At 58.4% G+C, this 23,615-nt stretch carries 16 protein-coding genes; 9 read left to right on the top strand and 7 right to left on the bottom strand.

Annotated features, from left to right (window positions below):
- Window positions 1–120: 120 nt before the first annotated feature.
- Entirely contained in the window at window positions 121–1,560 is a 1,440-nt protein-coding gene (locus tag V1290_RS25760; protein WP_334366967.1) for an IS1182 family transposase, read from the bottom strand.
- A gap of 379 nt (window positions 1,561–1,939) precedes the next feature.
- On the opposite strand from V1290_RS25760, the gene V1290_RS25755 reads away from it, so the two are divergent.
- The 3 genes from V1290_RS25755 (at window position 1,940) to V1290_RS25745 (ending at window position 5,800) form a co-directional block, all read left to right on the top strand.
- On the top strand, window positions 1,940–2,560 hold the full coding sequence (locus tag V1290_RS25755; RefSeq protein ID WP_442894069.1) for a Bug family tripartite tricarboxylate transporter substrate binding protein: 621 nt from the start codon (window positions 1,940–1,942) through the stop codon (window positions 2,558–2,560).
- A 998-nt stretch (window positions 2,561–3,558) separates the two neighbouring features.
- Window positions 3,559–3,795 (top strand): PilZ domain-containing protein, encoded by a 237-nt coding sequence (locus V1290_RS25750; RefSeq protein WP_334366966.1) that lies wholly within the window; start codon window positions 3,559–3,561, stop codon window positions 3,793–3,795.
- Between the two features lie 220 nt (window positions 3,796–4,015).
- Entirely contained in the window at window positions 4,016–5,800 is a 1,785-nt protein-coding gene (locus V1290_RS25745; protein WP_334366965.1) for a PHA/PHB synthase family protein, read from the top strand.
- A gap of 908 nt (window positions 5,801–6,708) precedes the next feature.
- On the opposite strand, the gene V1290_RS25740 is transcribed toward V1290_RS25745, so the two are convergent.
- From V1290_RS25740 to V1290_RS25715, 6 genes are all read right to left on the bottom strand, one after another.
- Window positions 6,709–8,175 (bottom strand): exopolysaccharide biosynthesis polyprenyl glycosylphosphotransferase, encoded by a 1,467-nt coding sequence (locus V1290_RS25740; RefSeq protein ID WP_334366964.1) that lies wholly within the window; start codon window positions 8,173–8,175, stop codon window positions 6,709–6,711.
- A gap of 86 nt (window positions 8,176–8,261) precedes the next feature.
- Complete coding sequence (locus V1290_RS25735; protein WP_334366963.1) at window positions 8,262–9,257, bottom strand: NAD-dependent epimerase/dehydratase family protein; 996 nt, start codon at window positions 9,255–9,257, stop codon at window positions 8,262–8,264.
- A gap of 312 nt (window positions 9,258–9,569) precedes the next feature.
- A complete protein-coding gene (locus tag V1290_RS25730) occupies window positions 9,570–11,054 on the bottom strand; it encodes a right-handed parallel beta-helix repeat-containing protein (protein ID WP_334366962.1) in 1,485 nt (494 codons plus the stop codon).
- 152 nt (window positions 11,055–11,206) lie between these two features.
- Window positions 11,207–12,241, bottom strand: a complete 1,035-nt coding sequence (locus tag V1290_RS25725) for a glycosyltransferase (protein ID WP_334366961.1) — start codon at window positions 12,239–12,241, stop codon at window positions 11,207–11,209.
- 297 nt (window positions 12,242–12,538) lie between these two features.
- Window positions 12,539–13,921 carry an O-antigen ligase family protein gene (locus tag V1290_RS25720; protein WP_334366960.1) on the bottom strand — a complete coding sequence of 461 codons (1,383 nt, stop codon included), beginning with the start codon at window positions 13,919–13,921 and terminating at the stop codon, window positions 12,539–12,541.
- A gap of 68 nt (window positions 13,922–13,989) precedes the next feature.
- On the bottom strand, window positions 13,990–15,252 hold the full coding sequence (locus V1290_RS25715) for a polysaccharide biosynthesis/export family protein (RefSeq protein ID WP_334366959.1): 1,263 nt from the start codon (window positions 15,250–15,252) through the stop codon (window positions 13,990–13,992).
- Between the two features lie 424 nt (window positions 15,253–15,676).
- Between V1290_RS25715 and V1290_RS25710 the strand changes: the two genes are divergently transcribed.
- The 6 genes from V1290_RS25710 to V1290_RS25685 all read left to right on the top strand — a co-directional run bounded on the left by V1290_RS25710 (window position 15,677) and on the right by V1290_RS25685 (window position 23,395).
- Window positions 15,677–16,657: a UDP-glucuronic acid decarboxylase family protein gene (locus tag V1290_RS25710; protein ID WP_334366958.1), complete on the top strand. Its 981-nt coding sequence runs from the start codon at window positions 15,677–15,679 to the stop codon at window positions 16,655–16,657.
- Entirely contained in the window at window positions 16,639–17,469 is an 831-nt protein-coding gene (locus tag V1290_RS25705) for a WecB/TagA/CpsF family glycosyltransferase (protein ID WP_334366957.1), read from the top strand. Before V1290_RS25710 ends, V1290_RS25705 begins: the two co-directional genes overlap by 19 nt.
- A 40-nt stretch (window positions 17,470–17,509) precedes the next feature.
- A complete protein-coding gene (locus tag V1290_RS25700) occupies window positions 17,510–19,939 on the top strand; it encodes a polysaccharide biosynthesis C-terminal domain-containing protein (RefSeq protein ID WP_334366956.1) in 2,430 nt (809 codons plus the stop codon).
- Window positions 19,881–21,323, top strand: coding sequence for a hypothetical protein (locus V1290_RS25695; protein ID WP_334366955.1), 1,443 nt, complete (start codon window positions 19,881–19,883; stop codon window positions 21,321–21,323). Before V1290_RS25700 ends, V1290_RS25695 begins: the two co-directional genes overlap by 59 nt.
- 19 nt (window positions 21,324–21,342) lie before the next feature.
- Window positions 21,343–22,128, top strand: a complete 786-nt coding sequence (locus V1290_RS25690) for a polysaccharide deacetylase family protein (RefSeq protein WP_334366954.1) — start codon at window positions 21,343–21,345, stop codon at window positions 22,126–22,128.
- A 91-nt stretch (window positions 22,129–22,219) separates the two neighbouring features.
- The gene (locus V1290_RS25685) at window positions 22,220–23,395 is read left to right on the top strand and encodes a glycosyltransferase (RefSeq protein WP_334366953.1); all 1,176 of its coding nucleotides are present in this window, start codon (window positions 22,220–22,222) and stop codon (window positions 23,393–23,395) included.
- Window positions 23,396–23,615: the final 220 nt, after the last annotated feature.

Here is a 23,615-nt window from a genome sequence, read left to right as displayed (position 1 = left end):
GTCCGATTATTCGGGTCGGTAGACGACATCCGCTTACGTCAGTGACGTCCGCTTCGGGTCTTGGCCGTGTAAAAACACCCTTCCCAGGGAAGTTTGTGAGAAGTCTGGACCGGTTCGGTCTCAGGCGACGATCGCAGCCATCAGCGGCTTGGTCCCGACGATGTTCATGACCCGTGTCAGGTTATAGGCCAGGACCGAGAGAGCCATCTCGGCGGCTACTTTTGGAAGCGTTTTGGTGAGGAAGTGTGTCGCCCCCATGCGGGCCTTCATCGTGCCGAACGGATGCTCGACCGTCTCGCGACGCACGCGCATGGCATGCGGGTTTGCATCAAGGCGCCGCTGCACGGCTTCGAGCAGATGCTCATGCTCCCATCGCGGAATCCGCCGCTCCGGTCCTGTCGTGCACTGAGACTTGAGCGAACAATTTTGGCAGGCGCTGGTCCAGTAACGCCTTATCCGCTTGCCATCTTCCTCGCTCGTAAAACGATATGGCAGTTGCTCCCCGGCCGGACAGCGATAGGCGTCCTCCTCCGGCAAATAGACAAAGTCCTGCTTGCCGAAGCGTCCATCCGATTTGGCGCCAGACGTCTGCGGCTTGGGCAGAGTTACTGTGATGCCGGCCTCGTGGCAGGCGAGGATCTCCGCGCTGCTGAAGTAGCCGCGATCGGCAACGGCCTCGAGCGTCTCGGTCTGTAGAACAGCCTTCGCCTGCTTGGCCATATTGGCAAGTTGTGCCCGATCTGAACCGTTGTTCGTTACCTCATGCGTCACAATCAGGTGGTGCTTGGTATCCACGGCGACCTGCACGTTGTAGCCGACGACGCCGGAACCGCGGCCGCTCGTCGCCATCGAGCGACTGTCCGGATCGGTCAGGGAGATTTGCTGGTCTGGCGAATCCAGCATCTGCTTCTCGTAAACCGCAAGCTTGCCCATTTCCTCCTTCAGCTTCGTCAGCTTCTCGGTGAGCCTTGTTACCTTTGCGGCCAGCGCCTCGCTCGGCTCCTGTCGATCGGCCGTGTCAAGCTGGCTCAGATAGCGCGCGACGCTCTCCTCAAGCTGCGCACGCCGCCGTTGCACCTTCGCCTTTGTGAAGTTCCTGTCCCGGTTGTTCACGGCCTTGAACTTGCTGCCATCGATGGCGACGCTCGCCGTCGCAAGAAGCCCCATTTCGCGGCAAAGTTCGACGAAGCGCGCACAGACCTTGCGCAGCGCCAAGCCGTTATCCTTCCGGAAGTCCGCGATCGTCTTGTGATCGGGAGCGAGCCGGCCCAGCAGCCACATCACCTCGACATTGCGTCCGGCTTCTCGTTCGAGCCGGCGGCTCGACTGCACCCGGTTCAGATAGCCGTAAATGTAAAGCTTCAGCAGAACCGAGGGATGGTACGAGGGCCGACCAGTCGCCGCCGGCTCCACTCCTTCAAAGCTCATCTCCGCCAAATCGAGCGCACCGACGAACACGTCGATGACGCGGACGGGGTTGCCCTCGTCAATGAAATCATCGAGGCACTCGGGCAGTAGCGTCCATTGCCCACGATCGGCCTCCTCAACGAAGCGCCTCATCGATCCCCCCTAGAATCACGGGAGAATCATAACAGCGGCACGGCGTTTTCACACAGCCAGGGTCAAAAGCGTCGGTTCGACCCTAGGCCGGGCACATCGGCTATACTCCGATTAACGGACATCCCGCGTTCAGCCGTCATGTCTCGAACGGGCCACAAGCGGTCATGTCCACTTCCGCCCGCTGCGCCGTTGAGGTAGCCTAACTTTCGAGCCGGGCCAGCGGGACGTGCCGAAGTCCCCCTTTGGTTGGTGGCAGGCGTCGATGCCCTCGGCGGGCATATCCACTGAGACCATCACATTTGCGGTCTATCCACGCTCCCATCGCGCGTCCGCGCCCATTTAGGCGTGCCCAATAAAGACGATCAGGGAGGAAGAGACCATGAAACTGCCCCGCCGCCAATTCTTGCTTCTCGCAACAGTGGCTACCGCGCTGCCGGCCTTGTCGCGCTTCGCTTGGGCGCAAGGCTACCCCGCCCGGCCGGTGCGCGTCGTCGTCCCATTTGCCGCCGGCGGATTTACCGACATCAGCGCTCGTCTGATAGGCCAATGGCCGTCGGAGCGTCTCGGCCAGCAATTTGTCATCGAGAACAGGCCAGGAGCAGGCAGCAATGTTGGCACGGAGCTGGTTGTGAATGCGCCGCCGGACGGATACACCCTCCTCCTGGTCGGCGCCTCGTCCGCGATCAATGCGACGCTTTATGAGAAACTCAATTTCAACTTCCTCCGCGACATCACACCCGTCTCCGGCATCAACTCGATCCCCTTCATTCTGGCGGTAAACCCATCGTTCCCAGCGAAGACGGTTTCCGAGTTCATCGCGTATGCCCGGGCCAACCCGGGTAAGGTCAACATGGCATCAGGCGGCAACGGAACGGCAGGCCATCTATCCGGTGAACTGTTCAAGCTGCTGGCCGGTCTCAACATGGTGCACGTTCCGTATCGGGGCGAGGCACCTGCACTGACTGACATGCTCGCAGGTCGGCGGGCTTCTCTCCCTTAATGATGCGATCGACATAGCTGGCCGCGCGCATATTGGCCGACCCGGTCAGGCCCATATGAGATAAGGCCGTCGCCAGCGACAAAAGCGCGGCTGGAATAAGCCGCTGGCAGCTTGTGCCGAGCCGCAAGCGCGATAATCAGATCGCGATGAATCACGGCCAAAGTGCTAGCGGTCGGAATTAGACCGCCATTCGACTGTCGCGCGAAAGCTGCGACAGCGCGCTCGGTCCCTTCGTAGTCACTCACGTTGACTGGGCTCAACTCGACCCCAAACGACGGCGCCACCGCTTGAATGGCGCCGAATTGGCCAGTCCCTGCGGGCAGCGTGGCATCCCGAAATCAATAAATCCTGTGATGTTGCTGCCGGGCCGCGGTCCGCTTTTCTGCCAGTCCGCACCGGACCAGTCGTAAAGGCGGTGCAGGATTCGCCGTTCCCCACGAGATGGTGTTGGTTTCAGGATTGTAGCGTTTAGCTTTGCGCGACTGCCGAGAATAATAAGGCACCAACTGTTGGGGCGCTGTCGTTCACGATCTGGCGCAAGCGCATAGAGTAGCGCGGTGTCAGCAATCGGCATCGACCCCCGTCGGTCCGGTCCCCGTCGGCGGCCGCCGAGACTAACAAGTGCGACGCGGCCCCGCGGGATCGAAATAAATAACCGACGGCTGTATGGGCGATTTAAAGGTCGCTTGGATCAAATGCCAATGGTGCAGCCATTTTTGAGGAGGATCGAATGCAATCGGCGCTAAAATTGCAGGAAAGGGCAAGCCTTTGCAGAACTTCGGCTCAGACCCTCGACCGTTAATTTAATTTTAATTTAATTTTTATATTCCAGTTTAATTCGCAACTTTAATGTGGTATTTTAATGGCACTTATTTAATTCAAGGCTCTGAGATCGGATCGGCTTCCGAGATTTTGACGGGCTCGTTTTGAGGGCAGGAGGTGCCCGACGACAATCGATTTGCGCTCGGCGGGGTGAACTCTTTACTCGGAGAAAAACTATGGAGCAGAAAAATTCCCATTCGACACGCATCCCAAAGTCCGGCTCAATCAGCTTCGGCCGTTCGAAAGCAGATTGCTTGATTCGCAGCATCTCCGCATACGGTGCCGCCCTTGATATTGCTGGAGATGAAAAGATTCCCGACGAATTCGCGCTGACTGTCATTCCGGACGGTGGCCCGCGCCGCTGTTCAGTCGTCTGGCGTAAAGAAAAACGTATCGCCGTCGCATTCTATTGATACGCCACCAACTCATGCGGATGCAGGTGGAAGACTAGGGCCATAAGCGCGCCGGGGGCTTTCTCGAACAGGAGCTGCGTACACGGAAGACCGGTTTTACATAACTAATCAACCCTATCTGCCGACCGTGCGTGTATCCAACCGCATCCGGCGAGATGTTAGTTTTCTTGGAAGTTACCCAAACGGCTTTGGTCAGGCCTGTCAACAGCAGGAGAGAGCTTTGGCCGACAAACGGATGCAGCCCACCTGGGATCCGATTGCCCTTGCGGCGCAACTGCGGAATATCGCGGAACAAAACCAGCTACTGATGCAGCGCTTCGCGTCTCATCAGCCGGGCGCGATCAATTTCGAGATGGGCGGCACGTCAACGCTCAGGTTCGATTTTTTCGAGCTCATGACCAGGATGATGACCGACCCGGTGGCTGTCGCCCGCGCCCAGATCGACCTATTCTACAACTCTCTAGGTATCTGGCAGAAAATGGCGGAACGCATGCTCATGCTGCGTGCACGCGAAGCCGATGCCCCGAAAGACAAACGGTTCAGGCATCCGGACTGGAGCGAGAATGCTATCTTCGACTTTGTGAAGGACAGTTATCTCGTTGCTGCCAAGTCGATTCTTTCTGCTATCCGCGAAGTCAAAGGCATGGACGAGGCCTCTGCTCGCAGGGTCGATTTCTACACGCGCCAGTTCGTTGATGCCTTGTCGCCTTCCAATTTCGTCATCACCAATCCGGAGGTCCTCAGCGCAACCCTGGAATCCGGCGGACAGAACCTACTGCGTGGTTTGCAGAACCTTCTTGCCGATCTGGAGCGCGGCAATGGCCGGCTTGCGATTACAATGACCGACATGAATGCTTTCCGCCTCGGCGAAGACATCGCAACGACCCCAGGAAAAATCGTCTACCAGAACGAGCTCATGCAATTGATCCAGTATACGCAGTCGACAAGAGAAGTCCGGAGGCGGCCACTGCTGATCATCCCGCCATGGATCAACAAGTTCTATGTTCTCGATCTACAGCCAAAGAACTCCTTCATCAAATGGGCCGTCGATCAGGGACATACGGTGTTCGCCATCTCCTGGGTGAATCCCGATGAGAAGCTCGCTGAAAAGGGCTTTGAAAATTACATGCTCGAGGGACCTTTGGCGGCATTGGACGCGATCGAGTCCGCGACCGGTGAGCATAACGTCAACGCAATTGGCTATTGCCTCGGCGGAACCCTGCTCGCCTCGACGGCGGCATATTCGGCCGCGAAGGGAGACGACCGGATTGCAAGCGCCACCTACTTCGCGACGCTTGTCGATTTTACCGAAGTCGGGGATATGGCCGTCTTCATCGACGAAGGGCAGCTGGCGTCTCTCGAAAGACGAATGCGCGAGCGCGGCTATCTGGAAGCGCAGGATATGGCGGCGGCGTTCAATATGTTGCGCGCCAATGACCTGATCTGGTCCTTCGTCGTCAGCAATTACCTGCTCGGCAAGGAGCAAATTCCCGTTGATCTTTTGTTCTGGAATTCCGATTCGACGCGCATGCCAGCGGCGATGCATTCGTTTTATTTGCGTAAGATGTATCAGCAAAATCTCCTGGCAAAACCCGGCGGCATCACGTTGGCGGATGCGCCGATCGATCTATCGAAAATCAGGACTCCGACCTTCATTCTGGCTACGCGCGAAGACCACATTGCGCCGTGGAAATCGACCTATGCCGCGACACGCTTGTACTCCGGGCCGATCAAATTCGTTCTAACCGATGCGGGCCATATGGCTGGCGTGATCAGCCCACCGGGCAGCAAATATGGACACTGGGCGAACGACAATTTGCCGCTCAGTCCCGACGAATGGTTCGCCGGCGCGACGTCTCATCAAGGGTCGTGGTGGCCGGTCTGGAACGAATGGGTAACGCAACTCGATTCGGACCGCGTTCCTGCGCGTGAACCTGGCGGTGGCAAGCTCACGATTATAGAAGACGCGCCGGGCTCTTACGGGCGGGTGAGATGGGCAGCGTAGAAAACAAAGTAGCGGCTTACCGATTTCTCAGACGGGTCATGAACTGGACATGCGTTGGACGGGACGGCAGGTCAAGTTTGTGCCCATTAGCGGAAGTGGCCAGGCTCACTCAATCAACCTCTTTCATCCAACGCGCAATCCTCGGCCAATACTCTTCGAGCGTCCGCTTTCCCATGAGTAGACCCGGATAATTACACGGCGCGACCTCGTGGCGGACATATTCCGGCTGCGTTCCTACCAGCCGCTCCACTGCAAGAAATTGTTCCGGGGCGACCACATTGTCGGCGCTCCCAGCAAGAAGATACATCGGAAGCCGAAGGCGCGAGAGGTCGATCGTGCCCCAGGGCGATGAAGCTTCCGCTGGCGAGTTGCAATTGCGGCGCCGAGTACAGACGCACCGAAGAGAAGTTCTTGGTGCCGCATACTGGTGACGCGATCTGCGCGGTCTGCGGAGCTGCGCTATAATCGTGGTCGGAAAGCACGTACGTTCCCATATATGAACTTGTTGAACGTCCAGACAGAAAGCCGGAATGACTAGCGTGACGGGCGAAATCCTCTCCTCATGTCCGTTCAGGGTCGATCGAGCCGGTTTGACGATGTCCGAGCCACTTCCGCTTTACCCCTCATAGCCGGGCCTGCGCGTCAAGATAGGCAGTGCGGCGGTCCTACTGGATTTCCATTAGCGTCGGACAGTTGATCCTTCCCCCGACCAAACGGCGCGACGTAAGCCCGCAGCGAGCGGTCGCGCAGTAAACAACGACGCCGGAATCGTCACGCCGTACGGGATGCCACTCGTCAGGTTTGCTCCGCTGTTCGGCAACTCTCGCACTCTGACCTCTGCTTTGACCACGACGACGCGGAGTGCACATCGTGACGACGTTCACGCGATGAGGCCCGGGAAGCCGCATTCACTTGGCGCCTCTACCGTTTAGAACAACAATCACTGTCTGCAGCAGAATGTAGATATCAAGCCAGATGGACCAGTTTCGAATATAGAAGAGATCTTGCGCCTTCTGAACCTGCAAATCGCCGTTGCTCCGGGATGAGATCTGCCACATACCGGTGATGCCGGGCTGAACGCTGACACGAATGATTCGGAACTCGTGATCAAAGCTATTCATATGATACGCGGGAAACGGCCTCGGACCGACGAGACTCATATCGCCACGAATTACGTTCCAGAGTTGCGGCAGTTCATCAAGACTGGTGCGCCGCATGAAACTTCCGATGATCGGCAGTATCCGAGGGTCGTGCGTGAGCTTGAAAAAGCCCTGCCATTCCGCGCGCGCCCGCGGATCGCGGCGCAGATGCTCCTCCAGCCGTTGTTCGGCGTCAGTATACATCGTGCGAAGCTTCAAAGTTCGCAACGTCTTCGACTTGCGCCCGATCCGCTCCTGAACGTAGAACGCGGGGCCCGGATCGACAAGCTTAACGGCAAACGCAAGAACGACGATGATCGGCCACGCCAGTAGCGCAATGGGAATCGCGAGAAGAATATCGATGACTCGCTTAAGTACCTGATTGTGCCACAAACAGAGGTCGCGCCTGATCTCAATTCCGATTGCCCCACCGAGCATCTGCGTACGCAGCCACAAGCTCTGTACATCTCGCACATCCTCGACCAGCAGGAAGCGACAAGATGACATCCATCGCTGCGGGTCAGACGTGAGCGCGGAGAGTTCATCCGCAGAAACGAAAATCGCGAATTCGACATGAGGACTTATTCGGCCCAGCTCCGCTATCCGCCCAATCAGCGGGAACGGAAGCGCCTCGTTGCACAAATCTCTGTCGCGAGAAGTCTCGATGAATCCGATCGGCCTTAAGCCGAGGGAAGGCTGATCCACGAGCAACTGGGCCAATTTTCGACTGTTATCACCACAGCCGACTAAGGCGACCGAAGCTCCCCACAGATCGAGATGGATCAATAGGGTCCGTATCATCGTCTCGACGTAGTGACCGAAGACCAGCAGACAAAGTGCTTCACTAAATCCCACAAGGAGCAGGCCCCACTGTCCATCCGGAAGTCCGACCAGCAATTCGATCGCCATCAGGCCCATGATACCGATGGCGCGCAGCCGGAGACGCTCATAGGGACTAGGCCCACATCCGGTGTATAGGCGAACGCAAGAAAACACCAAAATGAGGAGGAGTATCAGGAGGTGTTTGGGGTCGGGCGGTTGCGTACCAGTCATCTCAATCAACGCTCGACTGAGGGACATGGCGGCAATGGCGGCAACTACATCGCCGAACACCAACATCGCGACGACAACGGGCTTTCGAAATCGATTGGCAAATCCCTCATCGCCCCTACGCCAGCCACGATAACGGCTCTTCGGCGCATCGCTCCCCGGAAGAATCGCCCCAACTTCTGCCATTCGCACCTCTTCCCGATTTTGGGTATCTCTGCGACAGATGTTTTGCGGACCACATCCTGCTTGATCGGCAAACGCGATTCCGGCTCCTACTCGGCCGCAGTCACCATAGGCTGACCCAGTTGACCTCGTATGCACGCTTCGATCCATCGATAAGTCGGGATGAGCCCTACTCGCAACGGCGTCTTCGGCTCCCAGCCGAGAACACTTCTCAGCCGCGAGTTGTCACTGTTGCGACCGCGTACGCCTTGTGGACGTGAGGTGTCGTACCGCTTGACTAGCGTCTTGCCCGCGATTTCGCAGACGATGTCGACGAGATCGTCGACGCTGACCAATTCATCGGTTCCCAGATTGAGCGGCGCGCTATAGTCGGACTGCATGATGCGGTAAATGCCTTCGACGCAATCATCGATGTACATGAACGATCGCGTCTGCTTCCCGTCGCCCCAGACCTCGATCTCGCTGTGATCCGCGAGTAACGAGACTTTCCGGCAAATTGCGGCCGGAGCTTTCTCACGGCCTCCCTCATAGGTGCCGAGCGGCCCATAGACATTATGGAAGCGGAGGACTCGTGTCGAGAAGCCCCAGTCCTCTGTGAAGTACTGACAGAGCTTCTCCATGTAGAGTTTTTCGAGCCCATAGCCCTCCTCGGGCTGCGCGGGAAAGGCGTCTTCCTCGCGCAAGGGCACGACATCGGGCTTATTCTGAAGGTATTGAGGATAAATGCACGCTGATGACGAGAATAGGAACCGCTTCACTCCGTTCTCGCGGGCTGCGCGGAGCGTATGCGCATTGATCAGCGTATTGTTGACAGCAATCTCCGCATGAGACGAGCTGATGTAGCCGATACCACCCATGTCGGCGGCAAGGTGGTAGACCTCATCGATGTCTTTGGTCGCTCTCATGCAGTCGGCAGGCTTCCGAAGGTCTGCGATCACAAACTCGTCAGCCTCCGTTCTTTCGTATTCCGGACCCTTAATGTCGACACCGCGCACGACGTATCCACGCTTGGCGAGGTACTTGACGAGATGGTGCCCAATAAATCCGCCCGCTCCAGTCACCAGCACGGTCGCTTGTTTACGCATTGCACTCGCTCCCTACAGTTTCCTGCCATGGGCCGATTTTTCCTGCCATGGGCCGATTTATTGATGATACTCGTTATTGATGATACTCGGGATCGAGGCAGATCGATCACTGCAACAATGGAGTAATCCGGTTGGGCCTCTGCTCTGGAACGCGCTCTCGAACACATCGCCGCGGCGATCCGAGTGAGATCGCTCAACATGCGTGCTGCGGGCCGATTTCTGTTTCATGGCTTCCCGCGGCCGATGACAGTCTCCATGTCGTATGACAGCCGAGGCGAACCGATGACCTGAGAGTTTCAGGCAGACCGGCAATCAATAGACCACCAGCCGCCCCTTCGGCTCCAGGCCTTTCCCGCGCAACGTCTCCCAGTCGAGAACCTCATGTCCCCACACAAAGCGCGCCGGCCCGCCCGTTTGCGGAACACGATAGACATTCCCGTCAAACAGGTTGTCGCCGTCCATGATGATGGAGAAGTTTTCATGGCCCGGCTCGACGTCGGACGCGCCTCCAGCACAGGCGGCGCCCTCAAAAGTCATCTCGTTGTCGCGGACTGAGTTGTTGCGCGTCTTGTATATCGGACCGCTGCGAGTCCGAACTTGGTCATCGCGGCCTTGGTCTATCAGCATGACTCCGCATCTGCCTGGGCTGACAGCCAGTGTGTTGCCATATACCTCCACGTCCTGCGATGCAGCAACGAGAATGCCGCTGCCCCCGAACCAGCCATTGTTAGCGATGCCGTTATGGCGGACGATGTTGTTGCGAATGACTGCGTTGAACGAGATTTCGTGAAAAATACCGGCGCCGTGGTTGCGCTCGACGATATTATTCTCGTAAACTACGTTGCGGCAGTTGATATCACACCACAAGCCGGGACCGAAGTTGTCATGGATGTGATTGCCACGAAACACGACACCATCACCCAAGGCGATCTTCACGCCACCGGCTTCCCACGAAGACGAAAATCCGCGGATATTGTTTGCCCAAACCTGATTGCCCTCGATCAGGACGTCTCGGCCTGCGCCGGTGATACCGATCTGGCCATTGTGATGAATGTTGGAGCCGCGTACGCGACTGCCAGTACCGACCGCGATTCCAGCCCCGCTGTTCAGCCGCACGTCGCAGTTCTCGACGATCCATTCAACGGCTTCTTGGGCTTGAATCGCGCCCTTCTCAGCAACGCTCGCATATTTCTCGATGATGACGTTCCTGATCACCACGTTGGACGCCCTGCTCTCGAACGCGAACGCGGCCACCGTGGCCTCGACCTTGCGGCCCGTCGGGTCATCGGCGAAATAGATGCGGGACCTAGCGTGATCGAAATAGAACCGGCCTGGCTCGACGCTCTCCCTAGTTAGCACCTGGACGAGAGGCTGGTCATCGATGAACAAACCTTCAGGCAAGTTACAAGCCGGAACCGTTTTCGTGCATTCCCCATGTTTTCGTCCAACCTGTACTTGCCCACTCGCCACCCAGTACCCTTCCTCGAGGCTGAAGGTTGTGAGCAAGCGGCTGCCGTTGAGAACCGTTTGGCCCTCGCCCTGGAAGCTCTGCCCCGGCTTGGGGCGAATAGCTTGCATCCGGTGAATACCATTCTTGAGGCAGAATGTTGCGCCACGGTCGGCGCGGTCGACCGCGGCCTGGATCGAGGCACCGGGCTCCACGGCAAACGCATTTCGGGGGCAGGGCGCGTTGCTGACCCCCTGTGCGGTGGGTGTCGCGACCAGTTGTAGAGCCACGGCAAGCAGGATGCAGACCATCACCCGGCAAATTGCGGCCTCGGCCGCAATCAACCGCATCAGTGCCCGCCACAGCGGTCGACCAGGGTGTTGGGCATCATTCACCCATCGCCAAAAAGCATCATTCGGTCGATCGCAGCAGATCATCATTGACTCCGTGCTAAAGCCGACCACGCACCTGCACCATGAGTCCGACTTTCGACCTAGCGGCTTCAAAGGGACCTTCGTTCGAGGCGAGGTGTTGACTGGGAATTCTCGGAGAGCAGGTCAGCCATCGCCGGGCTTCCTCCAAAGATCTCTTTCAACATATAGTTGGCCACCGCCGAACGCGTATGGTTGGCGAGTACATGCCGCCGGCCGGCCTCGGCCATACGCAAAAGCCGGTCCTTGTCCACGAGAAGTGCCAGCAACTGGTCGGCGAGCGAACCCCGGTCGGCGTCGTAGTAGAAGCAGTGCACGCCGTCCTCGAGATAAAGACGGCGACGGTACCTCGGGCTGCTGATCACCGGAACGGAGCCGGCGAGGCAGGCCTCGTAGTGACGATAGCAATCCCACCCATAGCCTTCCGGTGAGAGCACCAGCCATGACCGGGCAAGCGCCGTCATAAACTCAGGATAAGGCAAAGGCGTGCACGGCGTGACGACAGGGAGACCGCGAGCAGCCAAGCTGTGAGCCGCATCGAGGGCTTCCGTTCTTATCCCGTTGCAGAGAGCACCGGCGAAAAAGATGTCGATATCCTTTCCGCGCGGGGAAGGCACGTAGCGCTCGTCCGGAACGAACAGGGACAGGGGGCGAACTCTGTCAGGCGCTTGCAGATCTAGGATCCGATCGAGGTCCAATTCTCTCTTGAAATAGAGTGTGTTTCGCGGAAACAGCCGGATCGTCGTCTCGCAGAGATCGCGTTCGTCCCTGACGTCGACGATAGCATGGCGGTTGGCGCCGATGATGAGACGATTGAGCAGCCTTGAAAATGCTGGCGAACGACCAAACGCCTGCAGCATGCTTTTAGCCAGCAATTTGTGCAGAGGTTGATCGAACCTGTGGTCGGGATGGATTGCCGGAAGCACGATGAGATCGTAGGTCTTGTTGCAAGCATGCCGAAGCGCGCTCGCAACGGTCGACGAACCGAATGCTTCAGGCCGATGAGGTTCGTCGGCGGTCAAAGGTGAGCCCCATCGGATCCAGACCGTGCTGTCGGGTTGCAGCGCCTTGAAAAAGCCGGAGCGAGAGATCTCGAGTATCCTCATCGGTACGCTACCTGCACACGATTTGCTTCCCGCATCCAGCTTGAATGCGGCGATGGCTCCGACCTCTGCGCGAAAGAGGGGAAAGCTCCGTTGTCGCAGTATTTGGCGCTCCGCTCGAACCCTTGCGCGATTGTAGGCGGAGCGACGATCGTTTCTGTCGATCATTATATGTTAGATGTGCGCCGACCATTCTGTTCCTAGCCTCTCGCGCTGAAACCCTAGCATTAGGAATGCTAGTACCGAGTAACGCCGCGGCTAGCGCAGTCGACTGTAACGGCCCCATTGCGCCGGGCGCGCTCATGGCGCCTCCTTGGCGGGCACTGCCTTGGAGCCAAACAAGACTGCGTGGTGCGGCAAGACGCTGAGCGCCTGCGCACGATAGACCATCACCGACCCGATACCGAAGCCGATCAGACACCAAAACCAAATGCCCTGCATGGGCCCTTCGAGCGCGACGTCGAACGTGGCATTGATGATCATGGACATGACGTAACAGCCGATGAATAGGAAGAGGCCGGCCCACTCGGGCTGCCGGCAGCGCCGAGCGGTCAGCAAGGCGTTCATCAGCATTGCAAGCCAGGAGGCGAGGAAGAGGATCCACAGTGCCACGCCCGGAACCCCGGCGCGCGCCAGCAGTGTCATGTGGACATTGTGGGGACTTCGCAGCGCCGGTACGTTGTGATCGGTGCGAAAGCGATCCGCGTCGGCCAGATTCAATCCGAAGCCTCGTCCGGTCCAGAAATTCGGCCCATAGAGCGTATCGTTGACAATAATGCTCCACCATTCCAGGCGCCATTCCTTCGTGCCTTCGGTCTGCTCTCCGGCCCAGCCGCCGATGCTCACAACATTATCGATGAGCTGACGTGTACTGATGGAGCGCTCTTCGCTGGAGCGCGCCTCGCTATACTCAGTGAAAGTCGGCTCAACGGTGTAGGCTGCGGCAAGGATCACCAGCCCGGTCAGGAGAACGGCTGCCATCTCGCGTATCTTCCCGAGCGTGAGCATCGCAAACGTGACGGGAACGGCAAAAGCAAGCATGCCGCCGCGGCTCAAGGCGCTAACCGTTGCCAGCGCAGCGACGAGAAGGACGATCCAGAGCAGCGTCACCTTGCGAAATCGCACAAGGGCGAACACGGCAGCTCCGGCCAAATGCACCGCGACCTCGCCGGGCCCAATCCAAATCAGCCGGACAGTTGTTCCGGGCACATACGGAATGGAATCCGCCAAATGATGATTGAACGCAAAAAGGAAAGGGATTGCCGGGATATAGATTTTCAAGAAGGCACCATAGTAGCGAACTATCGTATTGATGCGGCGAGCGTCTTCCAGCAGCAGTGCAATGACGATGAAGGCGAAGGCCCCATACATGATTAAGACGCTGTCGCGCAGCGCATCGACGCCATATACCCCAACGAAGGGCAGCGCGCGTAACAGTACCCAGATCATCAGAACAGACAGGAGAGGGCTCGGTAGCTTCGCCAGTGCAGCGATAAGGCAGCCTGTCCGCAGGAAGACGACAATGCCAGCGAAGAGGGCTACCTCGCCCATGTAGATGGGCGGGAAACCGAGGTAGGCGAACCCTTTACCCATCATCGCATATCCCAGCAGCACGCCGCCGAGCAGCGCCAGATAATGATCGCCCAAGCTCATTGGTCGTGAAGCACTTGAAATGTAAGCCATAGGCTTTCCAAACGCGGAAACAGGGGCCACCGCGGGTCTGCCCTCACGGCGGTTACCCATGCCGGCTACTACCGGGAAACCGAAGCGACCGGCCCTTCAGACTCTGATGGTCCCATTTGATATGGACGCAGACTAGATTGGCTGGCCGGAGCGCTCCGAGGCGATTCACGGGGAAGCGACTTCTTGACATCGATGATGTCGCCGGGCTCCAGGGCTGTTGTCTCGGTTGCCTGGAAGATGGTGGCCTTGCCGTTTTGGGTGCGCGCGACGCTGACGGAGCGAGAGGCTTCGGCTCCGGCCATGCTGCCAGCCTGCTCTAGCTTTACGTCGCGGATTTCGCGCGCCGACGGCAACGCAACATCAAGCTCCCTGAGGCGCTCGCGCACGTCCCGCAATTCTGTAATGACCTGTCTCTTGAAGGACGCCTCGGCCTCATGAATCTTGATGTCGAGCTCACTGGCCTCCATCTGCAGGCGCAAGACCTGAGTCGTTAGCCTCCAAAGCTCGCTTTCCTGGTTCGCCTCTGTAATCCTGAACTGCAGTTCCGCATTGACGACGCCGAGGCCCTGCTTGACCAGCCGGCTATATTGATCGGCATGCTGCTTGACGATTTCAAGCTGCTTCTTCGCCGCCGTAATCTGCCCGTTGAAGGCCTCGATCTCTTTTTCTAATCGCGGCTTTTGCGAGCGCAGCAAGTCCAGTTGACGTTGCAGGATGGCCGACTGCCTTTCGAACGTGTCCGTCTCGTCCGCTACTATGCTCGACGCTTGCGGCTGCGCGGTCGCGCGTCCACCTGACATAGGAGCTCCCTCGGTCATGCCCTGCGGAGGAGAGAAGGTCTTCATGCCGTCGCGTTGCGCTTCGAGACGCGCACGACGAACGAGCATAGCCTGCTTCTGGAAGCTGAGCTGGCGCACACGCTCGTCGGCCAGAAGGAACTCGGAAACGGCCGTCCCGTGAGCCAATTGGGGAAGCGCGAAACCGCCAGCAACAGCTACGGCGCTCTGCACGGTGCTGCCGTAACGGAAGGGATAGGCACCCGGCGCGCGCACGTCGCCCAGAATATATAGCGGCCGGAGCTCGCTAATCCGTACGCTGACTGAAGGTTGCTGGAGAATTCCATCGCCAAGCCGGTCTCGAATAAGGTTCTGGCACTCGAGCGTCGTCAGGTCCTTGACTTCGATTGGGCCTATGAGCGGCAGGACAATATTGCCAACCCCGTCGACGAGCACCTCGCCCGATAACTCTGCCTGCCCGAACACGGTCACAGTGATCCGGTCGCCTGGCCCGAGCTTATAGACGCGACTGTCCCCCGGGGAATCCGCAAGCATAGGGGAGGAGAATGCGAGTACGCCGAGCAGAGCTGCCGCTCTTGTACATTGATACACTGCAGTCGCACAGCGGTGCCCGAGCGTGCCGGCCGTTGCCCTCCGACCAGGAGTCATGGCGTTCTCCTCGCGCTCCTCGCGACTTTGCACTTAAACCGAATAGCGCTACATCGATTTTGATACAGTCTAGCGGCCGCCCAAGAGCCGTCGGGCACGAACAGTGGCTATGGGTTAAGGTCTTCGTGAGTACCCCATAGGTATGCGCGGGATACCCCGCCTTTGCTGGCCTATGTTCTGTCCTGCCCCCAATGAGCAATTCTCAACTTTCGTCCTGCCGATCACACTCCGAGGGCCAGCAGCATCAGCTTGCAGGCAGCATCAGCTTGGACGAGAGAGATCTTGTCGCGATCGCAACGGGAGGTGTGTGGTGAAAAAGCGGGTGCTTGTGACGGGGGGTGCGGGCTTTCTGGGCTCGCATCTATGTGCACGGCTGCTCGAGCAGGAGTGCCAGGTTCTCTGTGTCGACAACTACTTCACAGGCTCGCGCCGCAACATCGAACCACTGCTCCTCGAACCGGCTTTCGAGGTCATGCGTCACGACGTGACGTTTGCTCTCTATGTGGAGGTGGACGAGATCTATAATCTCGCCTGCCCGGCCTCGCCGGTCCACTATCAGCATGATCCAGTTCAAACGACTAAGACGAGCGTCATTGGAACGATCAACATGTTGGGTCTCGCCAAACGCTTGCACGCGCGCATTTTGCAGGCGTCCACCAGCGAGGTGTACGGCGATCCCGACGTCCATCCGCAGAGCGAAGAGTACCGCGGTCGAGTTAATTTAGCAGGCCCGCGCGCCTGTTACGACGAGGGCAAAAGATGCGCCGAGACGCTGTTCTACGATTACAAACGTCAGCACCGGCTCTCCATAAGGGTCGCGCGCATCTTCAATACATATGGGCCGAACATGCACCCGCAGGACGGGCGCGTCGTTTCCAGCTTCATAATCCAGGCTCTGAAGAACGAGCCGATCACCATATTTGGCTCGGGGTTGCAAACGAGGTCGTTCTGTTATGTCGATGATCTCATCGACGGCCTCACGCGTCTGATGAATGTCGAGGGCGACGTCGACGGGCCGGTCAATCTCGGAAACCCCTCAGAAACCACCATTTCGGAGCTGGCCGAGCTTATCATCTCCCTCGTCGGCTCGCGCTCGAGGTTAGAGTTCCGAGCGCTGCCACAGGACGACCCCCGGCAGCGCTGCCCGAACATCACCCGCGCCACGCAACTCCTACATTGGCAGCCGGCGGTGCCGCTCAGGGAAGGCCTGAGCCGAACCATCCGCTATTTCGATAGGCTGCTTTCGAGTCCCGACGAAGCAAAGAAGATCGTATGGAAAATCGCCAGCTAAATTCCGCCGGCCCCATTCGCGACGACCGTGTCGACATTCTTGGCGTCGGTGTCAGTGCAATCGATCTGGACGACGCTATCGCAACGATTGAGCGCTGGATCAGCAGTCGCAGCTGCAACTACGTCTGCGTTACCGGCGTTCACGGCGTTTTGGAGAGCCGCCGCGACGAGCGCCTGCGCCGCATTCACAATGATGCCGGCATGGTAACGCCCGACGGCATGCCGCTGGTGTGGCTTTCGCGCCTCTATGGCAAGAGTCGCATGGACCGAGTCTATGGTCCGGATTTGATGCGGAAAATGACGGCCGTTTCAAGCCGGCGCGGCTACCGCCAGTTCTATTACGGCGGCGCCGAAGGAGTGGCCGACAAGCTCAAACAAGTCCTGATCACAGCGCACCCAAAGCTCGACGTGGCGGGCTTGCTTTGTCCCCCATTTCGCGAGTTGACGCAGGAGGAGGATGAGGCCGCGGTTGCCGCGATCAACGCGACGCGACCAGACATCGTATGGGTGGGACTGAGCACGCCGAAACAGGAGTTCTGGATGGCGAACCACATCGGGCGCATTGAGGCACCGGTCATGATCGGTGTAGGGGCCGCGTTCGACTTCCTGGCGGGCACCAAACGTCAGGCTCCGCTGTGGATGCAGCGAAACGGGCTGGAGTGGCTGTTTCGGTTGTGCTCGGAACCGCGCCGCTTATGGCGCCGCTATGCCTATATCGTGCCCGCCTTCCTGTTACTTGTCGCCGGAGCGGTCGTCCGCCAAGCCATCCTATATTCTGTGAATGCACCTTCGCGACTGCGGTCTCAGAGGTAACTGGCTCCGCAGCAGATCCCACTAGAGACCCCGTGGCCTGATGCTTTTGTCCCTCTCCTGCTTGCGTGTCCTCGTGGGTGAAAGGCTAGCCCATGCCGACCCGGCGGCCTACGAGGCTGACGCGAGCAAGGCGCAGGGACAACAAGAAAGTGTGTGGGCTAAGGTACAGGGCACATTGTCATGGAGCCAGGCATTAACGCTGACAGACCAGGCGGTGGTCAGCGCTGCTAGTTTTCTGACCACGATTTTAATCGGTCGCTTCGCCCAGCCGAGTGAACTGGGACTTTACTCAATGGGCTTCTCCCTGCTTGTAACATGCCTCTGCATCCTGGAATCGCTGATCTCAACTCCCTACACAATCCACCAGCATCGTTCCTTTGGGATGGCAGCCGAACATGCAGGCGCCTCGCTGGGACAGGCTGGCCTGCTTTCCGCCCTGGTTGCCGTCGCACTGGCTGCCACCGCGTGGGGGCTGTCCGCCCGCGGCACGCGGCCTGAGCTCGGGACATTGCTCTGGGCGCTGGCGGCGGTCGCACCGCTTGTGATGCTGCGAGAATTCTGTCGCCGGTTAGCTTTCGCGCATCTTCGCATGGCCCAAGCTCTAATACTCGATACGGCGGTGGCGGCCATCCAGCTTGCGGCACTCGGCTGGATGGGATGGACCGGGCACCTGTCTGCTGTCTCCGCGTACGCCGCGCTCGGCGGCGCCTGCGCCGTGGCCTGTATCGTGGGGTTGTACGTCGTCCACGCCAGCTTCATGGTCCGCATCGACCAGATTTGGGCCGCGACGAAGGAGAATTGGGGTCTGGGAAAATGGCTTCTTGCCGTGCACCTGACCTCGGCGGTTCAAGGTTCGCTTGTCTATTGGTTGCTGGCATGGCTCGCTGGCACGACGGCGACGGGTATCTTCGCCGCGTGCATGAGCATTGCGTTGCTCTCAAATCCTTTGATCCTTGGGGCCGGCAATCTCCTCACTCCGAAACTTGCCTTGGCCTGGAATGAGGGTGGTGGCGAGCGACTGCGGCGCGAGAGCATCCGGAACGCAATGTGGCTCGGCGCCGCAATGGTCTTGTTCTGCGTGGCGGCGTTGCTCGTTGGTGAAGTCGTGATGCAGTTCCTCTACGAAGACACCAATTATGCCGGCCAAGGCCACACCATCACGGTGCTGATGGTAGCGATGCTGGTGATGGCCATAGGCATGCCGGCAAACGACGCGCTGACAAGCATGAAGCATCCTCGTGTGATCTTCTGGACCGCTCTATGGGCGGCTGTTGTCACCGGTAGCCTCGTCTGGTGCCTAGTGGTGACTTGGGGTTCGGTGGGCGCCGCTTACGGAATCCTCGCAGGAAACCTGGTCAAATCGACGGCACGTTGGATCGCGCTCTTGTCGCTCGTCCCACGGACCGGCACGCGGACAAATTCCGGAAGGATAAGCGCGACGCCCATCCCCTCGAAAGTGCTCCCGGTGCTCCAGCAACTAGCCCCGGGTTGCAAAACAAACGACTGGATAATTGAAAAACTTGCCGAAGGGGTCGAGGCCAGCATTTATCACGTACAATGCTCGGACCACCACCTGCCGGTCTGGCAAGACTACTGTAGCGTTGTAATTAAGCTGTACAAACCGTGGCTATCACCGGATGTCAAACTGGTGCGCTGCCAGTTTGAACTACTGTCACGGCTGCATACCGCCCTGGACGGCAGCGCCATTAACGGCTGGAAGATCTCTATCCCGACGCCAGTCTATATTTGCGAGTCTCCCCTGGCCTTGGTCACCTCCAGGGTCACGGGTAAGCCGCTTGGCTCTTGGCTGGATCATGGCAATATGCCCCCCGAAGTGTTTCAATCGCTTCCGCACGCGATCATCGCTGCGATGAATAGGTTATGGTCGAACGGTCTACTCCACGGAGACCTGACGCTCGATAACATCCTTTGCGACGTCGGAGCACGGAGTCTCTCATTTGTGGACGCCGGCAGGCGAAGAACTTGCTCTTTTGACGATGACCTCAGCAGCCGTTGGGAGCCGGCCTCGCACGATCTGGCGCACATGCTCTATGATGCAGCAGTATCTGTGTTGAACACGATCGTCAGCCCCGTCGCCTGCGCTCGCAAGCGAAGGTTCGCCGAGGGTGTCGTACTAGCATTCGTCGAGACGATCGGTTCGCTAGAAGCACGAAGGTCGCAGTTAGAGGAGATCCGGGCCTGCGTACGGCTGCATTTGATGGCCCTGGATAGTGTTTCATGGTCGCCGCGCGGGCTGTACCAAATGCTCCAAAGACAAATCGGCCGTTTACGACTAAAGAAAACCATTGGCAGAGTGCAAGCCGATGCAGGGCTGGGCACCGCTCCGCTGTCGGAATTTCTGAGTCCGCCAGGGCCGCCCATTCGTGAACGGGATTTGAGGAGCAACGCCAATGCGAAGCATGAAAATTGTACATCAGGAAAAATCGTCGGCGCTAGCCGACGGCGTTGACCAGAGCGGCCCAGGCCGGATCCTGCTTGGTGTATTTGAGACGCTGGACCGCGCCGAGATACCCTATTGCGTTCTGCACGGGTATGAACGCTATCCCCAGCGGATCACGTCCGATGTGGACTGCATGATCTCCGCTAGCGTTCATCCAGGCCAGCTAGCAGCCTTATTTCATGAAAGTAGGGGAATCAGCATTGATGCCGACCTGGTGTGTTTCAGGGAGTACTACTTCGTGCTCGCTGGCAGGAATGCGGATCTCTCACCAAGCTATCTCGTGCTAGACTTAAGCATTGATTATGAGCTTGGCGGGCTCAGGTTCTACAACGGCAGGGAGGTTATAGAGAGCCGTCGCAGGCACAGTCGTTTCTGGATTCCGGCACCGCCTGTCGAGTTCGGCTGCTATCTGGTTAGGAAAATTGCGAAGGCGCAGCTAAACGACACGCAGGGGCGAAGGCTCAGTACCGTGTATGCGCAAGATCCGACCGGTTGCCAGCAGCATGCCGCTCGTTTCTGGGGCGCTAGGAACACGGCGCTGATCGTCTCCGCCGCTAGTTCCGGCGACTGGACCCCGGTGAGGCGTTGTCTGAGTTCTCTTGGTGCAGAGATGCGGATGCGTGCGATGTTGAGAGAGCCCCGGCGGTCGATTGGGAATTGGTCGCGCCGCATGGGACACCAAATTCGCTCAGGGTTGTGGCCCGAGGGGGGGCTCAGTGTCATCTTTCTCGGGCCAGACGGTGCCGGCAAGTCGTCTGTCATAAAATTGGTGCGTCAAGATTTGGCCGGTGCCTTCGCTCGAACGACGTGCCACTACTTTGCGCCTGGCTTACTCAGTCTGTTCCGCCGCCCCTCGGGCCCAACTCTACCACACGCTGCAGCTCCGCGATCGCGCATGATGTCGGTCATGCTGGCGCTGTGTTATTGGCTGGTGTACTACCTCGTTTACTACCGTCTGGCGATTCATTTTGCGTTGGCACGCTCTACCCTCGTCTTGCACGACCGCCATCTCGTCGATGCTCTCGTGGATCCCAAGCGCTATCACTATGGCGGCCCGACCTGGTTGCTGCGCCTGATTTGGCGTTTCACTCCCAAACCTGATCTGGTCATGCTCCTTGACGCACCGCCCGGGGTAATTCAGGCCCGCAAACAGGACGTTCCAATTGAAGAGACAGCCCGGCAGCGCGGGGCTTACCTGTCGCTGATGAAGACAATGAACAATGGACACGTCGTTGATGCTGCCCGGCCACTGGAGCACGTCGTCCGCGACGTAAGCGACATCATTCTGCGGCACCTTGCAATGCGCATTGCGCGCCGCCTTGGGCTAGAACAGAACAGGGATGCCGGGCACAACCCAGTGGTGCATTCACAACTGAGAAATGAGGCTCCCTGACCTCTGAGGGAGATCGAGAATGAAGCCGGCGACTTTCATCACAACCAGTTGGGACGACGGCCATCCGCTGGATTTGCGCGTGGCCGAGCTGCTCTCGAAGTATGGTTTGCGCGGCACATTTTACGTCCCGAGGATCGCCGAGCATGAGACGATGTCGGCAGCCCAGATCCGGGAGCTCAGTCTCGCCTTCGAGATTGGTGCACATACCCTACATCACGCTGTCCTGACCGAGGCCACCGAGCAAAAGGCGTGGCAGGAGATTGCCGGCTCCAAATCGTGGGTTGAAAGCAATACCGGCATCCGATGCCTGATGTTTTGTCCGCCGAACGGAAAGTACAGAAATAGGCACTTGGAGATGGTCCGTAAGGCAGGGTACTTGGGTGCGCGCAATGTCGAATTATTGTCGCTCGACTTGCCCCGCAAGAATGCGGGGATCATGCTGCTGCCGACCACGATCCAAGCCTATCCGCACGGCTCCTTTGCGTTCGCGAAGAACGCGGTCAAGCGCATGGCCCTCACGAACCTCTTACGGCTGATAACTCATGGTCGTTCGATCGATTGGCCTGAGTTGACGCGATCCTTGCTGTACGAATCCCTCAGATGTGGCGGCATGCTGCACCTGTGGGGACATTCATGGGAGCTGCAGGAAACCGACCAGTGGCGACGCCTGGATGAGGTTTTGCGTTGCATGAGTGAGTTCGCAATCCAAGCCCCCTCGCTTACCAATGGACAGATCTGCCAACGCGCATTGTTGTCGAGCGCGTCAACTGACGAAGTAGCGCGGCGGGAAGAAATGGACCTGTGAAAAACATGAGGTGAGACTTCGGAAGAAATGGCGCATCTCGCGGACGGAGCTTGCGAACGATCGACGTTGTCCCTGTTGGGAATATTCTCCAATGAAAATTCTGGTAGCGCATAACTTCTACAAGCAGCCCGGCGGTGAAGATCAGTGCGTGACGGCCGAGGTCGCCATGCTCAGGGCGCACGGGCACGAGGTGACGAAGTACTGGCTGCACAACAAATCGATCGATGCGATGGGTCGCCTACAACTCGCGTCGCGCACGATCTGGAGCCGCACGGCGTTCCGCGAGCTGCGAGAACTGTTTCGAACGCATCGGCCGCAGATCGCACACTTCCACAACACGTTTCCCCTGATCTCACCGGCCGCCTACTATGCCGCACGGGCAGAAAACGTTCGTGTGGTCCAGACCGTGCATAACTTTCGTCTTCTTTGCGCTAATGCGCTTCTGTTTCGTAACGGAGACGTCTGCGAAAAGTGTCTCGGGAGATTGGTCCCTTGGCCGGGCATCGTGCATAACTGTTACCGGGGCAGCCGAGCCGCCAGCACCACTGTCGCCACGATGCTTGCGACGCACCGAGTGCTGGGCACTTGGTGGAAGGCAGTGGACGTGTATATCGCTCTCACCGAATTCGGTCGGCGCAAACTCGTTGAAGGGGGTTTGCCCGCAGATAAGATCGCGATCAAATCCAACTTCGCCTACCCCGATCCAGGCCCCGGTGCAGGGACAGGTCATTATGCCGTGTTCGTCGGGCGATTGTCAGCGGAGAAGGGAGTGACGGCGCTCCTCCAGGCCTGGCGGCATCTCGGCGGTGAGCTGCCGCTGAAGCTCGTGGGCGACGGTCCTTTGGCAGCGGCAGTGCAGGAGGCCGCGGCGAAGGACACGTCTATCCAATGGATGCGAAATCAGTCACTTGAGGCCGTCTATAAGTTGGTTGGAGAAGCGACGTTTTTGGTGCTCCCATCCCAGTGCTACGAGAATTTTCCTCGAGTCGTCATCGAAGCCTTTGCCAAAGGCACGCCGTTGGTTGTCTCCAGGTTGGGGGCGATGGCCGCGATCGTCGACGATGGCCTCACCGGGCTGCACTTCCAGCCGGGAGACCCCGTCGATCTCGCCGCGACGGTGCGGCGAATCCTAGGAAGTTCACTGGAGCTCGCTCGGATGCGGCAGGCTGCTCGCCAGAAGTTCGAGCAGGATTACACTGCCGATTCCAACCACAAAACGCTTATGACTATCTATGAGAAGGCGCTCAGCAATGCTCGCGAGATATGAACTTCGAAATTGACGCGCTATCTACCAAGCGTCTCCGGCCAACCGGCAAGGACTCACGCATGCCCACGATGGTAATCAACACAGATGCAGCGAATCACGGGGATTTGCCGTCGACCCTGTTTCTGGACTTCTGAAAGCCGCGGACGAGAGCCGGGCCACAAATTTGTTCCGCGTTCTATTCGACCCCGCTGTCTTCAAGAATTTCTTGCGTTAGCAACCT

It is taken from the genome of Bradyrhizobium sp. AZCC 1578 (assembly GCF_036924675.1).
Lineage (GTDB): Bacteria > Pseudomonadota > Alphaproteobacteria > Rhizobiales > Xanthobacteraceae > Bradyrhizobium.
Note: the sequence above shows the minus strand (reverse complement) of the source record. Positions and strands in the feature narration are given on the sequence as shown.

Bases quoted from the DNA above. Each gene is read 5' to 3' on its own strand.
- V1290_RS25760 (WP_334366967.1), bottom strand. From the start codon at position 1,560: ATGAGGCGCTTCGTTGAGGAGGCCGATCGTGGGCAATGGACGCTACTG.
- V1290_RS25755 (WP_442894069.1), top strand. From the start codon at position 1,940: ATGAAACTGCCCCGCCGCCAATTCTTGCTTCTCGCAACAGTGGCTACC.
- V1290_RS25750 (WP_334366966.1), top strand. From the start codon at position 3,559: ATGGAGCAGAAAAATTCCCATTCGACACGCATCCCAAAGTCCGGCTCA.
- V1290_RS25740 (WP_334366964.1), bottom strand. From the start codon at position 8,175: ATGGCAGAAGTTGGGGCGATTCTTCCGGGGAGCGATGCGCCGAAGAGC.
- V1290_RS25735 (WP_334366963.1), bottom strand. From the start codon at position 9,257: ATGCGTAAACAAGCGACCGTGCTGGTGACTGGAGCGGGCGGATTTATT.
- V1290_RS25730 (WP_334366962.1), bottom strand. From the start codon at position 11,054: ATGCGGTTGATTGCGGCCGAGGCCGCAATTTGCCGGGTGATGGTCTGC.
- V1290_RS25725 (WP_334366961.1), bottom strand. From the start codon at position 12,241: ATGAGGATACTCGAGATCTCTCGCTCCGGCTTTTTCAAGGCGCTGCAA.
- V1290_RS25720 (WP_334366960.1), bottom strand. From the start codon at position 13,921: ATGGCTTACATTTCAAGTGCTTCACGACCAATGAGCTTGGGCGATCAT.
- V1290_RS25715 (WP_334366959.1), bottom strand. From the start codon at position 15,252: ATGCTTGCGGATTCCCCGGGGGACAGTCGCGTCTATAAGCTCGGGCCA.
- V1290_RS25705 (WP_334366957.1), top strand. From the start codon at position 16,639: ATGGAAAATCGCCAGCTAAATTCCGCCGGCCCCATTCGCGACGACCGT.
- V1290_RS25700 (WP_334366956.1), top strand. From the start codon at position 17,510: ATGCTTTTGTCCCTCTCCTGCTTGCGTGTCCTCGTGGGTGAAAGGCTA.
- V1290_RS25695 (WP_334366955.1), top strand. From the start codon at position 19,881: ATGCGAAGCATGAAAATTGTACATCAGGAAAAATCGTCGGCGCTAGCC.
- V1290_RS25690 (WP_334366954.1), top strand. From the start codon at position 21,343: ATGAAGCCGGCGACTTTCATCACAACCAGTTGGGACGACGGCCATCCG.
- V1290_RS25685 (WP_334366953.1), top strand. From the start codon at position 22,220: ATGAAAATTCTGGTAGCGCATAACTTCTACAAGCAGCCCGGCGGTGAA.